Origin of the sequence: Aureibaculum flavum (assembly GCF_016406085.1) — a bacterium.
GTDB classification, from domain to species: domain Bacteria; phylum Bacteroidota; class Bacteroidia; order Flavobacteriales; family Flavobacteriaceae; genus Aureibaculum; species Aureibaculum flavum.
The window spans coordinates 739,939-756,516 of record NZ_JAEHFJ010000001.1; the positions used below are offsets into that span (position 1 = coordinate 739,939).

At 32.3% G+C, this 16,578-nt stretch carries 13 protein-coding genes; 2 read left to right on the forward strand and 11 right to left on the reverse strand.

The annotated features are described in order from the left end of the window. Nucleotides 1–123: 123 nt before the first annotated feature. The 3 genes from JBL43_RS03240 to rnhB form a co-directional block, all read right to left on the reverse strand. Nucleotides 124–765 carry a hypothetical protein gene (locus JBL43_RS03240; protein WP_198840021.1) on the reverse strand — a complete coding sequence of 214 codons (642 nt, stop codon included), beginning with the start codon at nucleotides 763–765 and terminating at the stop codon, nucleotides 124–126. Between the two features lie 196 nt (nucleotides 766–961). Next, a complete protein-coding gene (locus JBL43_RS03245) occupies nucleotides 962–1,798 on the reverse strand; it encodes a helix-turn-helix domain-containing protein (protein WP_198840022.1) in 837 nt (278 codons plus the stop codon). A 65-nt stretch (nucleotides 1,799–1,863) separates the two neighbouring features. Further along, on the reverse strand, nucleotides 1,864–2,463 hold the full coding sequence (gene rnhB, locus JBL43_RS03250; RefSeq protein WP_198840023.1) for a ribonuclease HII: 600 nt from the start codon (nucleotides 2,461–2,463) through the stop codon (nucleotides 1,864–1,866). A gap of 104 nt (nucleotides 2,464–2,567) precedes the next feature. On the opposite strand from rnhB, the gene JBL43_RS03255 reads away from it, so the two are divergent. Then, on the forward strand, nucleotides 2,568–4,538 hold the full coding sequence (locus JBL43_RS03255) for a putative porin (protein WP_198840024.1): 1,971 nt from the start codon (nucleotides 2,568–2,570) through the stop codon (nucleotides 4,536–4,538). On the opposite strand, the gene JBL43_RS03260 is transcribed toward JBL43_RS03255, so the two are convergent. Further along, complete coding sequence (locus JBL43_RS03260) at nucleotides 4,531–6,018, reverse strand: Na+/H+ antiporter NhaC family protein (protein WP_198840025.1); 1,488 nt, start codon at nucleotides 6,016–6,018, stop codon at nucleotides 4,531–4,533. The genes JBL43_RS03255 and JBL43_RS03260 overlap by 8 nt on opposite strands. Before the next feature lie 146 nt (nucleotides 6,019–6,164). Here JBL43_RS03260 and JBL43_RS03265 point away from each other — a divergent pair, with 146 nt between their 5' ends. Beyond that, nucleotides 6,165–6,797: a DinB family protein gene (locus JBL43_RS03265; RefSeq protein ID WP_198840026.1), complete on the forward strand. Its 633-nt coding sequence runs from the start codon at nucleotides 6,165–6,167 to the stop codon at nucleotides 6,795–6,797. A gap of 39 nt (nucleotides 6,798–6,836) precedes the next feature. On the opposite strand, the gene JBL43_RS03270 is transcribed toward JBL43_RS03265, so the two are convergent. From JBL43_RS03270 to JBL43_RS03300, 7 genes are all read right to left on the reverse strand, one after another. Next, entirely contained in the window at nucleotides 6,837–7,265 is a 429-nt protein-coding gene (locus tag JBL43_RS03270; RefSeq protein WP_198840027.1) for a DUF6526 family protein, read from the reverse strand. Between the two features lie 67 nt (nucleotides 7,266–7,332). Then, on the reverse strand, nucleotides 7,333–8,424 hold the full coding sequence (locus tag JBL43_RS03275; protein WP_198840028.1) for an acyltransferase family protein: 1,092 nt from the start codon (nucleotides 8,422–8,424) through the stop codon (nucleotides 7,333–7,335). A gap of 17 nt (nucleotides 8,425–8,441) precedes the next feature. Next, nucleotides 8,442–9,758, reverse strand: coding sequence for a sugar MFS transporter (locus tag JBL43_RS03280; protein ID WP_198840029.1), 1,317 nt, complete (start codon nucleotides 9,756–9,758; stop codon nucleotides 8,442–8,444). 199 nt (nucleotides 9,759–9,957) lie between these two features. Further along, the gene (locus JBL43_RS03285) at nucleotides 9,958–12,114 is read right to left on the reverse strand and encodes an alpha-galactosidase (protein ID WP_198840030.1); all 2,157 of its coding nucleotides are present in this window, start codon (nucleotides 12,112–12,114) and stop codon (nucleotides 9,958–9,960) included. 62 nt (nucleotides 12,115–12,176) lie between these two features. Next, nucleotides 12,177–13,733, reverse strand: a complete 1,557-nt coding sequence (locus tag JBL43_RS03290; RefSeq protein ID WP_198840031.1) for a sulfatase — start codon at nucleotides 13,731–13,733, stop codon at nucleotides 12,177–12,179. Between the two features lie 11 nt (nucleotides 13,734–13,744). Beyond that, the gene (locus JBL43_RS03295) at nucleotides 13,745–15,118 is read right to left on the reverse strand and encodes an alpha-L-fucosidase (protein ID WP_198840032.1); all 1,374 of its coding nucleotides are present in this window, start codon (nucleotides 15,116–15,118) and stop codon (nucleotides 13,745–13,747) included. 40 nt (nucleotides 15,119–15,158) lie between these two features. Next, complete coding sequence (locus tag JBL43_RS03300; protein ID WP_198840033.1) at nucleotides 15,159–16,562, reverse strand: sialate O-acetylesterase; 1,404 nt, start codon at nucleotides 16,560–16,562, stop codon at nucleotides 15,159–15,161. Nucleotides 16,563–16,578 lie beyond the last annotated feature (16 nt).

Below are 16,578 nucleotides of genomic sequence, written 5' to 3' on the forward strand. Positions count from 1 at the left end.
AAACTTAGTTATACATTTAATCACAATTTACAAAAAAAGTAATAAGCTCTTTAATATGTAATTATTTTACATATTAAAGAGCTTATTTTTTAGACTTATAAATAATGTTTGAATTTTTAATTTTTATTTCACTTTATCTTCAATATAACCTTCCAGCATATAATCCAAAATAATTTCACCTTTAATATTTTTCTCGATTACTTTTATAAAAACAGGGCCAGAATAGCTTTTAGTTAAGTTAAAGTTTGCATAACTAACGTTTTTCTCATTATCTAGTAAAGGCTTAAATTGATTGTCCATTTTACTTATCAAATCACCTGATGCATTATATATAGCAACTTCTAATATCGATTCACCCAAAGCCACTTGTGAGTTGGCAAGCGTAACAATATATTTTAGATTTTCAATAGAAGGCAAGCACAAATCACATGGCCAAACCGGTCCTATAATTCCCCAACTAACTAAATCTGCATAGTTAGCAATATTAGCTTTAAGATTTGATCTAGAATCTTCAGCCATTTCTTTTTCAATTTTAGCTTTCTCGTCTTTAGGATTTTGAACAAGCACTGCATCTAAGCTATCTATTACTTTTTCTATATTTATTATCTCAATTTTATAATATTCATTATCTAAATACTCTTTATAAATAAAATTATCTTCTTTTAAAATAGCTTCTGGGTAACTTCCTACACCTGTATTACTACAAGACATTACCAATCCCACTAATAATAGCAATGTTAATTTTAATCCGTGTTTTTTCATCATTTTAATATTTTAAGTTAGCACTATTTTTCTTATTTATGTATTTTTAACAAATGGGTTAACATTTATTACTTAATAAATAGAATAATTTGATAAAAATAGATGAAAAGCAGGGATGTTTCTTGTAAAAACCCGCCCTTTCAATAAAATATTTAAAATTTTAAGTTTTTCTATTTGCGGTTTAATCTTTTATATTAAATTATTTATTTATAAAAAAAGGAGAATCGACCCAAGCTTCTTTTAAAAATTGAAACTGCTGTAAATCAAATTTAGAAGGAGATTCGCCACAGTATCTTTTAAAATCTTTTGAAAAATGAGCAAAATCATAAAAATTAAATAAAGCACTTAAGGTTTTGTAATCATGCTCATTATTGGACTGCATTTCAGAAAATAAATAATTAAACCGAACAATTCGATTGTAGGCTGATGGAGTAATACCCACCATTAATTTGAACTTTTTTTGTAAATAGCGTTCGCTGATATTCAGTTTTTCTGCAATTTCTTTTACCGAACAACAACCTTTTCCTTTTTGAAATAAAGTTATTGCGGTATCAACAACACATGTTTTGTAAGAGCTATTTTTAAGTTGTTTTAGTAAAAGATTTTCAACAAGCTCGACACGATCTTCCGTTTTATTTTCTGCTTTATAAATAAAAGCAAAGTCATTTAAAGTATTATTTAATAGAATTCTAGTGTCCATCGGATTATTGACTAAATGGAGCATATCAAATCCAAAAAGCTTATATAATCCTGTCGGGTTGAACACTGCACCCGTCAATTCCACAGCTTCATCATCAGAACTTAGAATATACTTTGATGTTTGTTGACCTATGGTGTAATATTCAGCAGGTGTAATTTCTTTATCATGAATACGACCTTTAAACCTTCCTGCAAATTGAAAAACCATAAAGCCCGTGCCACTTGGTAAGGACATTTCCACAATACCCTCCGCATAATTAGAAATTTCCCATTTTATAGAATAAAAATGGGTTATGTATGGTTGCAGGCTTATATGTGGCACATAGGTTGTTAGCATTTTTAAAAGTAGTAAAAAAAATGAACTCTTATAAATAATAGATGTTAACTTAAAAAATGTGTTTTTTATTGCTTATCAACAGCCGTTTCAGGTAACAACCTAAAGGTCATTCTATGATACTTAGTTACACCAAACTCTTTAATGGCTAATCGATGTTGCTTTGTTGGATACCCTTTATTTTGTTTCCAATTATAGTGTGGAAAATCATTGTGAAGTTTTTTCATGTACTCATCACGATAGGTTTTTGCCAATACTGATGCTGCCGCTATACTCATAAATTTACTATCACCCTTTACAATAGTTTCATGTGGTACTTCTTTATATGGATTGAATTTATTACCGTCTACAATTATATATTCAGCTTCTAAGGAGAGTTGATCAATAGCCTGATGCATTGCCAAAATAGAACTCTGTAAAATATTAATTTCATCAATTTTATCTTGCCATACAAAACTAACGGCATACGCTAAAGCATTTTTCTCAATAAAGGGTCTTAATTGAACACGTTGCTTTTCAGTCAACTGCTTTGAATCATTTAAAAAAGAATGTTTAAATTTTTTGGGTAAAATTACAGCGGCTGCCACAACTGGCCCTGCCAAGCAACCTCTACCTGCTTCATCTGTACCTGCTTCTAATGTAAAGCCTGAGTAATTTAATTGTAACATATAATAAACCTTCTATATTTATAGTATTATGTATCAAAAGTACCACGAAATTTTGGCAAAATTTTATCAAACAATTATTTTACCTTTGTCGCAATTATAAGTTTATGCAAAAATACTTTTTTTTATTATTAACCCTTTGCTTCAGCTTTGGTATACACTCTCAAATTAACCCTATTAATTCACCTAGAGGAATTAATGGAGAAGATCTTTCGGAAAGAGATTCTTTAAGAGATAATCGTATGATTGATGTGCAACTTAGTGGAAAAACACATTATACAGATTATAAAAAAATTTCTTATAAAGGAGATACTACCTATATTGATACTACCTTAACAATAAATAAAGATTATATATTTAATTTTTTACGTAAAGATAATTTCGAATTATTAGCTTTTCAAAATCAAGGACAAACTTTTAATAGTTTAGGCTATGATTTTTCTGAAGTTTCATTATTTCCTGAAATGGGAAATAGAGCCATGCATTTTAACTATTACGAAATAGAAGACATCAACTATTATAAAGTACCTACTCCTACTTCTGAATTGGCCTATAGAACGGGCTTGGAGCAAGGTCAATTTTTAGATGCTTTATTAACTTTTAACACCTCTGAACGTCAAAATATTTCTATTGCTTATAAAGGATTACGTTCATTAGGAAAGTACAGAAGTACATTAAGTAGCCATGGTAACATGCGTTTTACGTATAGTTACCAAACTAAAAATGATGCATATAATTTGAATGCTCATGTAACAGCACAAGACCTATCAAATCAAGATAATGGGGGATTGCCAGAGCTATCCTTATCCTATTTTGAAAGTAAAGATCCTAACTTTAGCGACAGAGGAAGATTAGAAACAAATTTTGAAGACGGGTTAAGCTCCTTACGTGGAAATAGGTATTATTTAGATCATGATTATAAAATTTGGCAACGAAAGGATACCGTACGTCACAAAACGAGTTATTTAAAAGTAGGGCATATTTTCAACTACGAACGAAAACATTATTATTATAAACAAACGTCTGCTAATAGTATTTTTGGCGATGCCTTTGACACAAGTATTGCTGATAAATTAAATTATATTACATTAAAAAATGAGGGCTTTGTTGCTTTAAAATCACCTTTGGTATTGGGTGAACTACAATTTAAAGCAACACATTTTAATTATAATTACAATTATAATAGTGCGGTATATTTTGGTGATGATTTAGTTCCATCATCATTAAAAGGGAATTCTGTTTCTATTGGTGGAGCTTGGCAAACCAATTTTAAGAAATTCAACATAAATGTAGAAACTGCAACAACTTTATCTGGAGATCTAGTTGGTAATTATTTTAAGGGTTCTGCTGAATATAAGCAAGACAGCCTTTTTACATTTAAAGGTACATTATTAACAAACAGTAAATCACCAAACTTAAATTTTGAATTAAATCAAAGTAATTATATCAATTTCAATTGGTCTGGAAGTTTAAAAAATGAACGTACGAGAACCTTATTATTCGATTTAAAATCTGATAGAATTTTAAACGCTTCTGCACAAATTACGCAAATAGATAATTACGCCTATTTTGGAGACACTGCTACTGCCGGTTTTACTTCTCCTAGTCAGACAGATTTTACCGTAAATTACCTTAAATTAAAAGTATCTAAAGAATTACGATTGGGTAAATTTGCATTAGATAATACTATAATGTATCAAAAAGTTGCCCAAGGAAGTTCTGTTTTTAGAGTACCTGAACTTGTAACTAGAAATACCTTATACTTTTCAGATCATTTATTTAAAGGTGATCCTTTATACCTTCAAACAGGTGTTACATTAAACTATTTTACAAAATATTATGCCAATAGCTACAACCCTGTATTATCAGAATTCTATTTACAAAATGAACAGGAAATTGGCGGTTACCCTGTATTAGATTTTTTTATAAATGCACAAGTACAACGCACAAGACTTTATTTGAAATTTGAACATTTTAATTCTGGTTTTAGTAAAACGGCAGATTATTATTCAGCACCAAATTATCCCTATAGAGATTTTGTTATTCGATTTGGACTGGTTTGGAATTTCTTTATTTAATTTTCTTACCAGCCAGCATTTTAATTTTTATATTCAATGCGGCAAATAACAAGGTCATAAAAGGACTTAACCAATTGAAAATTGCATAGATAAAATACTCACCTACACCAACACCTAAAACACTAGACTGATAAGCACCACAAGTATTCCATGGTATTAAAACTGAAGTTACCGTACCTGAATCTTCTAAGGTTCTACTTAAATTCTCAGGAGCTAAGCCTTTATCTTCATAAGCCTTTTTAAACATTTTACCAGGTATTACTATGGCTAAATACTGATCTGAAGCCACAATATTTAAACCTAAACAACTTACCACTGTTGCCGAAAATAAGCCAAAAACTGAAGAAGCCAAACTTAATAAGGCTTTTGTAATTCTGGCCAATGCACCAATACCATCCATTACACCACCAAAAACCATGGCACAAATAATTAAAATAATGGTCCAAAGCATACCTTCCATGCCTCCAGAACTAAATAGTTCATTCAATTTTTCATTTGTTGTAACAATCTCCGTATCTACAAAAACTGCATTAATAATGGATTGAAAATTACTTTCGGACAAATTACTTAAAATATCTGACTGAAAAATAAATGCAAAAACAGCGGCTAATAATACCCCTGCACTTAAGGCTATCAAAGGTTTTGTTTTCAATAAAATCAGCGTAATTACTGTTAAAGGAACAATGAACAAATAAGGTGATATGTGAAAGGTAGATTTTATGGTATCCAATAAATTACTTACGTCAGCATTACCATTAGTTTCTATAGTAGCACTTAGTATTCCAAAAACAATTAAAGTTATTATAATTGTCGGTACTGTTGTAATTGACATGTATTTTATATGCGTAAACAAATCTGTGCCTGCCATGGCAGGAGCAAGATTTGTTGTATCACTTAAAGGGGACATTTTATCACCAAAATAAGCTCCTGAAATTACAGCACCAGCAATCATTCCTGTAGGAATTCCCAGTGCAGTACCGATACCAACTAAGGCAATACCTACAGTTGCTGAAGTTGTCCAAGAACTGCCCGTTGCTATTGAAATAACTGCCGCTATAACAACCGAAGCGGGTAAAAATATACTAGGACTTAATAATTGAAGACCATAATAAACCATTGCTGGAATAACCCCACTTACCAACCAAGTACCTGCCAAAGCACCAACCAAAAACAAAATCATAATAGGAACAAAGACACTTTTCCAGTTTTCCCAAATTTCGGTAAGCATTATATGTAAAGGAACTTTATTGTAAAAACCTACTATGGCGGCTATGCCTCCACCAATTAGCAAAATAAACTGATTCGAATATTCACCTAACCATTCCCCTTCTTTATAAAAAATATTATAGGCTAACAAGGCCATTAATATTAAAACAGGAGTCAAAGCTTCCCAAATATTAAGTTCCTTATTATCTATTATTTTGTTATGTGTAACTTTAGAACTTATATCAATTTCAGAAATATTCTTTTCGTCTTCCATTAGGTTGGTTTTGTACTGTAATATTACGAAAAATACTAAAGACAATAAAAAGGTATTGGCATGTTAAATCTAAAAAGTAAAACTCACTCACTACCAGTGAGTTAAATTTTTATTATTATCTTTAATGCAAACTAAACTAATTTATTATGAACTTTTCAAAAAAAAATCACGAACATCAAAAGGGCAATTCTTTAATTGTGAATCAAAAATCTATTATTTATTTTACCCTTGGAATACTTGTAATGAGTACCGTTGCTTTTAATAAAGTTGAAAATAAAATCACCAAAAACACTAACGTAAAAGCATATCTTGAAGTATTAAGTAACTCTAAGGCGTATACACTTCAAATAGCAGAGGCTATGCCTGCCGAAAAATATACATATAAACCAACGGACTCTGTAAGAAGCTTTGGAGAACAAATGGCTCATATTGCAACCTCATCAAAATTTTTAATTGCATTATTTGTAAAGGGAGAACCAATGCCAAGTCAAGAAGATTTTGCTGCTGCCGCAAAAATGGAAAAGGAAATGGGAGTTTCAAAGGAAGCTTGTTTAAAAGCAATTTCAGAATCATATAATTTGGTTATTTCCACCTTTCAAAACATGAGTGATGAACAATTGGCTGAAACATTTGTAGTTCCTTTTGATCCGCAACAGCCTGCTTTTGCAAAAGAAAAAGCATTTCAATTTATTGGTGAGCATACAGCACATCATAGAGGGCAAGCATTGGTATCTTTAAGAATGCAAGGCATTAAATCACCTGAATACAAGTTGTATTAAAATCAGGAGACAGTTTGAAATTAAAATTTCAAACTGTCTCTATATGCGGTAATAATCGCCTCTCCAGTTTTTTACTAATTCCTTAATTTCTTTTTCCGATAATTTGTCTGCTACGGCTTTTTTTGCTAAATCTGGAAATTCTTCATCAGAAGCAAACCGTAGACCAATGATTTGACGCGTTGTTAGGTTACTATCTAAAGGTTTTCCTGACAAAACAAAATGTCTTAAATTTTCTTCCGCTCTGATAGCTCTATCTTGTGCTTTTAACGCAAACGTACGAGCAAAAAGTATAGCCAATATTAAAAGAAGAACAACCATTACCAATAATGTGGCACTATAAAAATTTTCCTCTGATGATTTTACAACATTAACAATGGTACCAATTAGTACAATTAAAGATAGTGGTATTGCAAAAAAATGATAAACTGGGCTAAAACGAGCGTGGTTTTTAAAATTTTGAGAGTTCATAAGGGTAAGGTTTAGGTGAAATTAATGGTTTTAAACTTAAAAAAATAAACGTAATACATAAAATATACTAAACCTTAATAAAAATCTTCCGCTTATACATAATGTATCCCAACACTAAATAGAAGGTTATTACTGTTAAAGCATACATTAGTGATGCTAATTTGTCAATGGAAATCCAACTGGTATAAAAGGTTTGATATAACCATGAATGAATGCTTTGGTTATCCCCTATTTTAGTCAGATAGAACGTTTTTGCTATAAAACTTGATAAGAAAAATATGGTAATAGCATTACTTCCTACATATTTAAAAATAGTACCAATTTCTATTTTTTTAACATCGGTCACATAATAAACTAAGGCCAAAATTAGTGTTGCCCAACCACTAGTTACGAGCACAAAACTACTTGACCAAAGAGCTTTATTTAACGGAAACCAAAGACTCCAAATATATCCAGTACATAATAAAACAGCCGCCGTAATTAATAAAAATTGCGTTTTCTTTATTTCTTTTGAAGCCAATACCTTCCCTATTAAAATTCCTATAATAGAGGTAACAATAGCGGGTAAGGTACTTAACAAACCTTCTGGATCATAATCATCTTTCCACATATGATTGCCCAATACATTTAAATCAATATAATTAGCCCAATTGTTTGAAGCTCTATCAAAAGTGGGTATGGAACCATCAGGTAATGGAACAAAGCCCAAAAATAACCAGTAACCTAATAAAACAAATAGACCAATAGCACATAACTTCTTCCAATCAAAATTGAGAAATAAAATCGCCGCAATAAAGAACACGACACCTATTCTTTGTAAAACACCAGGAAACCTCAACGATTCGAAACTTTTAAAAAACGGGAAATAAGGTAAAAACCACCCTAGAAATAAACCTAGACCTATTAATTTTAAACTTCTAATGGTTATTTTTTTATACGTTAACCACGTATTTGGCTTGTTTTTATACGCGTAAGAAATTGAAATACCAACAATATATAAAAAGAAAGGAAAAACTAAATCAGTTGGTGTCAACCCATGCCATTCTGCATGCATAAGTGGTGGATAAATACTCCCCCAACTTCCTGGATTATTCACCATAATCATAGCAACTATGGTTAAACCCCTTAGTATATCTACAGATTCAACTCTATTTTTCATGATTTAAAAAGTTAAAATTACTTCTTTTTAAAACCTAGTTTATGTCCCCAAACGGCATAATATAAAATAATTACATAACAAGGTAAAAGAATCCAATAACTACTATTTGCAGATGTTGCCATCGCTTCAGCTTCAGAAATACCATTTGCAATCAATTCGTGTTTACCAGAATCTACCAGTCTACCATATAATGGCGGAATGATCGCCCCACCAGAAATAGCCATCACCAATAAAGCGGAAGCTGTTTTTGTGAACTTTCCTAATCCATGTAAGGTCAAAGGCCATACTGCTGGCCAAACCAATGCATTAGCAATACCTAAAGCCGCTACAAACAATACTGATGTAAAACCCGTAGTCAATAAAATACAAACAGAAAAGATAATACCTAGTACTGCACTAATTCTTAGTGCAAGACCCTGACTTAAATATTTAGGTATCAAAAACACACCTAAGGCATACATAAACACCATTGCACCTAAAGTAAATGAAGTGAATTTACTAGCCTCATCTGCAGGAATACCAAGTGATAGACCGTAAGCAATAATTGAATCACCAGCAATAACTTCGGCTCCTACATAAACAAATAAAGTTAACACACCCAACCATAAATGTGGGAATTGAAAAATACTAGTTTTAGCTGTTTCTCCTTCTGCAACTTCCTCGTCTTCATCACCTTCTAATTCTGGTAACGGAGCTTTCAATACTAATAATCCGAAAAGGAATAGTATAACAGCCATTATTATATATGGCATTACAACACTATTGGCCATTGTATCTAAAAGTTGCATCTTCTCTTCTGAAGAAACGGTACTCACTTTTTCTTTTATATCATCTATACCCGATAACAGTAATGCTCCAAAAACTATTGACCCTAAAGATCCTGCCACTTTATTAGCAATACCCATCATTGCAATCCGTTTTGCCCCACTTTCAATAGGTCCTAATATGGTTATATATGGGTTTGCTGCAGTTTGTAATAAAGTCATCCCCGTACCTTGAATAAAGATACCTGCCAAAAACATCCAATAGGTTCTTGCTTCAGCAGCGGGAATAAACACAAGTGCTCCAACAGCCATTAAAATTAAACCAATGGACATCCCCTTTTTATATCCTACTTTTTTTAACAAATAAGATGATGGTAAAGCCATTACTACAAAGGCGATATATGAAGCTGATGCTACTAAATAAGATTGTGAATCGGTTAACTCATTAATAGTTTTCATAAATGGAATTAAAACGCCATTTATCCAAGTTACAAATCCGAAAATGAAGAACATAGCTCCAATAATCAGCATTGGTATTAGGTTACTGTTGCTTTTAGTAGGGGTTGTCATAAAGTATAAATTATAGGTTGATTTTTAAAAGATGGTAATGTACTAAAATTATTGAATATTTCGTACAATTTTCTACAATTGACTTTGCAACAACGTCCAACAAGATATTAGAACCTACCAATATAATAACTAAATAAATGTAATAAGCACATTTAAAATTAGTTACTTAGATTACCTACAACTTTTAAAACTTGACTTTCTAGTTTATTACAAACCAAGTATATCCATTAGCTGGAATTTTCACACTTAAATCAACCTCATAATTTCGATTCAACTCATATTTTTTTCCTTTTTTCTTACCTTTTTCGGCAATAGTAGCAAATTCTGTTAAACCGGTATAGTATAATGGTACTTTTATAACTTCGTCTATAGTATTTTCTGTAGGATTGAATAACATAATAAAACCTTTTTCAGAATTATCAGGATTGGCATGCATAAATCCATCCCACGACCTTCCATCTGGTCTTCTTAAATGAATAATGTCTGAATTTAGAATTTCTCTATATTTTTTATAATGAGCTATTTGTTCAATAACGAGCTCTTTTGTTTTTTCTGTATCGTATAAACGTGGACCGCGATAACACGCTTGTACACCTGAACCGTAATTCTGAACCATATGCTTTTCATAATCGAGTAAATGTTTGCTTAAAGGCTCTAAAGTAGCTTCTTCTCCCCCTCCATGATATTCAGTCAACGGAACAAATGTCCATGCCATAGACGGTGTTTTTTCCCAAGTACCATCATAAATATTTTGTCTACCTAACATAATTTGCTGCTCTCTTGGTAACGACCAATTTACTTCTCGATACCCAATACCACATTTATTTGAACCGTTTAAATAATAAAAATCAGGAGCATTTAAATAAATTCTTTTGTCCTTTAACCAATGATAAAATTCAGTGGTCATTTTCCATTGTTCCCACTGCGAATCTTCATAACCCTTATGATGTTTATGAGTTGTTGATGCACAGAAATCACCGGGAAAAGGCCCGTCGTGTTCTAATAAGTCAAAACCTGTTTTATCTATAAAATATTTTAACCTTTCTAAATAACCTTCTCCCCATTCAGTTGCCAAACAAGGTGCATTACCAAACTTTGCTCCCCCTGGTTTTCCTGTTTCCTTATCAATTACATCAACAGCATCACTAATTTTCCTACTTGAAAAAAGTGAATACCCACCCAATTCAATTCCTTTACCATGAGCGTAATCTGCTAGATTTTTGAATTTTTGAATATTTACAGCGGTTGTATCTTCCATATCTAAACCACTACCAAAACTTAATATTACCATTTCATATCCTGTCTCCTTACATTGATCTATAGCAGAAACAACTTCAGTAGAATCTGTACTTGTTAAATGCATAAAAATGGGGTTCTCCGTTGACCATGGAGCTAATAAACGATACATTTTACGTTTACTTAACGAATTCCGTTCTCTGTCCGTTCCATCTAATAATAATTCATAAGTATGAAAACTTTCAAAGCTTTCCTTTGGCTGTAAGCGTTTGTTCGGACCAACTTTTAATTTACTTTCAAGTAAACACGGTGTTTCCATGTTCCAATTTACTTGCGAAGTATACTCGGGATCTTTTTCATAAAAAATGGTATGGTTGGCTGAACTCGCTGAAAATCCTCCAAAAGCGTAATCACTTTCTACATGCATGTTTGGACGCATCCATTGCTCAGGTTTATCTACAGCATTTTCTGCCTCAGGAAAAGCCAACATTTCGTTTTTAAATCCATCAATAGTAACCGCTCTATCACTATTATTCTCAATAGTAATCCATTTAGAAATTAATGGAGCTCCATTATAAATTTCATAATGTACAAATACTTTTATCTTTTTTAAATCAGCAGATTTATGTTTAAATTCCAATACAATTTCTCTACCTGTTGCAAATCCTTTGGTAGCTAAATTAAACTCCTTATTCTTACTCCATTTTATTTTTCTATCAATTGGGTTATTGGTGTAATTTTTAAACTGAAAAGCAGATTCATCAGTTTCTAAGTCATCAATCCATTCATTTTTCAAATAACCATGTTCTTTAAGTCCGGTTAATCCACCTACCGCATATACCTTACCATCAATTGTAACTTCAGCTTCTGGTTTAATGCTTCTTAACATATTTTCACCAGTAACATCATTCCGAAATTCAACCGTAGCGGCGTTAGGACTCATCCTTATCTTTCTAGTTATAAGACCATTAGTCAATACAATATCTTTACCCTTATTAAAAATTTGAGCTTCATAAACTGTGTTGTCAATAAGCCAATCATTAGCATTTTCAACGATGAATGTAAAACTTAAAACAAAGGTAATACTAAGTAGAGCTGCTATTTTTAGGAATGATTTCATTTTTAATTGGTTGTTGATTAAAGTATTTAATACATAACGCACAGTATATCTATTTGTTTCAATTAGTTTAAAACCTCAGCGGGATAAGGGATCTGTTTTCCATTCTTTTTATTCGCGGGAATTTGAGCTTTTACTTCTTTTAAATAATCTGTCAAAATTATTGCCAATGCTTTCGCTTTTTCAGGATTTATCTCGACTAAGTTCTTCAACTCACCAATATCTTCTGTAATATTAAATAATTCCAATTTCTGATTTTTATAAAAATAGATCAATTTCCAATCACCTAAACGCACTGCACTACTTGCCCCAATACCAGGCCCTGAGACTCCCCATTCATTAGGATAGTGCCAAAATAAAGGACGTTCATTTGTGTTTGTTTTTTCTTCTCTTAATATGGGAATAAAACTCTGTCCATCAACTTCCTGAACTGTTTTAGGGTTTTGAATTCCGGCCATTTCAAGGATGGTTGGATAAAAATCTTCAATAATTACATAATCATCAGTAACGGATTTTTCTTTTACTTTCCCCGGCCATTTAACCAACATGGGTTCTCTAATTCCCCCTTCATAAGCTGAACCTTTACCACTATTTAATGGCTTATTATGCGTATTTGGTTTTCCTCCTCTAGCCAAAGCACTTAGCCCACCATTATCGGACATAAAAAGAATAATGGTATTGTCAACAATATTTTTCTCCTCAAGAAAATCCATAATATCTCCTAAACTTTTATCCATACCCTCAATCATTGAGGCATATTTAGCTTCAGTAGAATCTATACCTTTCTCGTAATATTTTTGAACAAATCTATCATCACCCATTATCGGGCTATGGATGGCATAATGTGACATATACAAGAAAAACGGTTGCTGCTTTTGCACGGCAGTATCAACTGCCTTAATAGCTTCTATGGTAATGGCTTCCGTTAAAAAAATGTCTTTTCCATGGTATTGTTCTAATCCTGGTACTGCCCATTTTTCCTGGCCTTTCTTACCATTTCCAAAATTATCTAAACCGTAATAACTCGCCGGAGCACCAGCTGCATGACCTGCAATATTTACATCAAAACCTAAATTCAATGGGTTTTCACCTGGTGTACCAATTGCACCTAGGTGTGCCTTTCCTGAATGAATTGTATAATAACCCGCATCATTTAATACCTGTGGCAATGGTGTGGCATAAACAGCGTTTTTGTCTCCTGCTACCGGACTCATACCATTAACATTCCAATTTGGAAATGACAAGGTTTTATGATTTGATTCCATAGGTTGTATAGCATCTTTATTTAAAGTCCAATTAGTAACTTGATGTTTAGCAGCATTCATACCAGTCATTAAACTTATCCGTGTTGGTGAACAGACCGCAGTGGCATAGGCTTGCGTGAATTTCATTCCTTCATTTGCCAATCGTTCCATGTTTGGTGTTTGATACAAATCATTAAAAGGTGTACGTTTATTCCAAAACGGAACGGAAGTATCTTGCCAGCCCATATCATCAACTAAGAAAAGAACGATGTTGGGTTGATTAATTTTAATGGTTTCTTTTTTTTCCTTGTCTTTTGGTTTGCAACTCACCACCAATAAAAGAGTGAAAATTGCATAAATTATATTTATTTTTCTCATAACTTAGTTTTCTAATTACTCTCTATAACTGCTCCATCTTCTCGATATAGATCAACCTTACCCTCTAACAACACTGCAATAACCGTCATCTCATCATCTAACACATAATCTGGCATTTGAATGTACTTAATACCAGGATAATGACTCCAATATACACTTCCTACAACTTTATGAGAAAGTTTAGTACCATTGCCCACAACCCATATACGGTTTATTTTATTCTTTAAACCTCGAATAACAACCTCTCCTTTTGGGTCTCCTTTTACGAATAAATAAAGTATCGTTTTATCTTTTGATAAGGTAGTGGGTCCATAAAAATGTTCTTTAGGTATCCCTGCCACGGTACCATAAATAGCTTCTTTATGTTTACTCGTCCATTTACCCAATCCTTCCAATACCTCAACTTGTTCTTTTGGAATTGAACCATCTCCTTTTGGACCTATATCTAATAATAAATTACCTCCATTTCCAATAACATCTGCGAAAATTCCGATAATTTGGTTTGTAGTTTTATAATTGTGATCATTCTTTTGAAACCCCCAAGAATCATTTATAGTCATACATAATTCCCAATACTTATTTTTGGGTCTAGTTATAGGCATACCTTGCTCTGGCGTGGCATAATCTCCATGTTGGCGTAGACGTGAATTTAAAATAGTATTTGCATTTCTCTCCAATAATAATTGCCTTACTTTGGGTGCTTGCCATTCTTCAGAATTATGTTCCCAATCACCATCAAACCAATATAAATCAGGATTATAATTATCAGAAAGTTCTTTTAATTGACCTTGATAATAATTTAGAAATTTCTGCCATCTTTTAGGCTCTTCTTGTATCTTGTAACGGATTGAATCTCTAGTAAAATGGGTATAATCATTATAAGACCAATCGGGTAACGAATAATAAATACCAACTTTAAGATTTTTTTTTCTAAGTGCAGTTACAAATGGAGTTAATACATCTTCCTTCGAGGCTGCAGCATCCACTGCATTCAAATTCCCATATTTTGTATCCCATAAAGCAAAACCATCATGATGCTTTGCGGTAATTACGGAATATTTTGCACCACTTTTTCTGATTAGTTCTACCCAAGCTTCTGGATTGTATTTTTTGGCTGTAAATCCTTTTGTTTGTTTTAGATAATTTTTATGTGAAATATAACCATTATAAAATGACCAAGATTCATCAATTCCATTTACAGAATATAATCCCCAATGTATAAAAACACCCAATTTGGCATCTTTAAACCATTGCATTTTTTTCTGCTCAACTTTTAATGAATCCAAATTTTGAGCCCAAGAAAGCATAGAGCAGCATAAAACAGAACAAATAATTGACCTCTTTATAATATGATTAACTTTTTTATATTTTAATATTTCACCCATTTGATGTTTCTGTTTAATTTTACAAGAACCTTTAAAATAGTTATTTCAATTCAATTATCCAATCATCTGTTTTAAAGGCTGACGCGGGTAAATTTTCTTTATTGAACAAATTTGGTAAAGCCCCGTTCGTAAATGCAAACCTAACTGCAACTGGCTTTTTTACCGCTTTCGCTGAAACAATCACAGTTTTACCTACAATTTTAGCCTTGGCTAGATAAAATTTTTGGTCTCCACCTGCAATATAAAATTCGCTTAGCTCCTTTCCTTTTTTTACTAAACCATTATCAGCATAATCAAAATTCAATATAATTTTCTTCTTATTAATTTCCATTGATTTATAAATAGGTCCACTACATATTAAATCTGATTTACCATAATCTTTTGCTAACGCCCAAAGGGCCAATCGCAAACCCACATCTTGTTTATTTATGGGATGAATATTTTCTAAATTACCTATATCATTTGTAACGACCATACCTGTCTTAGGTATTTCTAACATGGTTTGTAATTGAGCATCTCTGACCACCGCAGCATCCACACCTTGTAGGTCGTCATATTTATAAGGTGCAATTTGTACATAATAAAAAGGAAACTCCTTACCAAATGCTTTTCTCCAAGAGTCAATTAATAAAGGAAATGATTTATAATAGGATACTGCATTTTCTCGATTAGATTCTCCTTGATACCATATAACACCCGCTATATTAAAATTTAAAAGTGGGTATATCATTGCATTATATGCGAGTCCGGTTTCATTTGGCCACCACGCTCTTGGTGTAATTTTTTTTGCAGTCTCTTTTAGTGACTTATTACCGTTCATCATTTGTTCTGGTATCCAAGTTTCAATAGGGGTACCTCCCCAATTATTACTTATTAAACCTACAGGGATGCCTAACTCCTTATGTAATTCCCTACCAAATAAATAAGCAATTGAACTGAAATTTTTCATGGTTTCAGGACTACAAACAAACCACTTACCTCTCGTGTTTTCTTGGGGCGTATTTGCAATGTGCTTAGACACTTGAAAAAACCGAATTTCAGGATAATTAGCATTCTTAATTTCTTCTTCAGCATTAACAAGGCCTTGAGCTGGCGTCCACTCCATATTCGATTGTCCAGAACCTAACCAAACTTCACCAATTAAAATATTTTGAATATGAATTTCTTCATGACCTTTAATTATTATAGTATAAGCACCTCCAGCCTTAGGTGTAATCAGTTTTCCACTCCATTTTCCTTGATAGGCTTTAATTTCAATTGGTTTATTATTCCAGGAAGGTGTTATCGTAATCTTTTCACTAGTGTTTGTGGTCCAGCCCCAAATGGTGACTTCCGATTGTTGTTGCAACACCATATTATCTGACAAAATTGATGGTAACCAAATCTCAGCAAAAGCTTGATTGTAAAAAAAGAATGCAATAGTTAGAAAGACAAGGTTTTTCATTGGATTTTTATTTTAG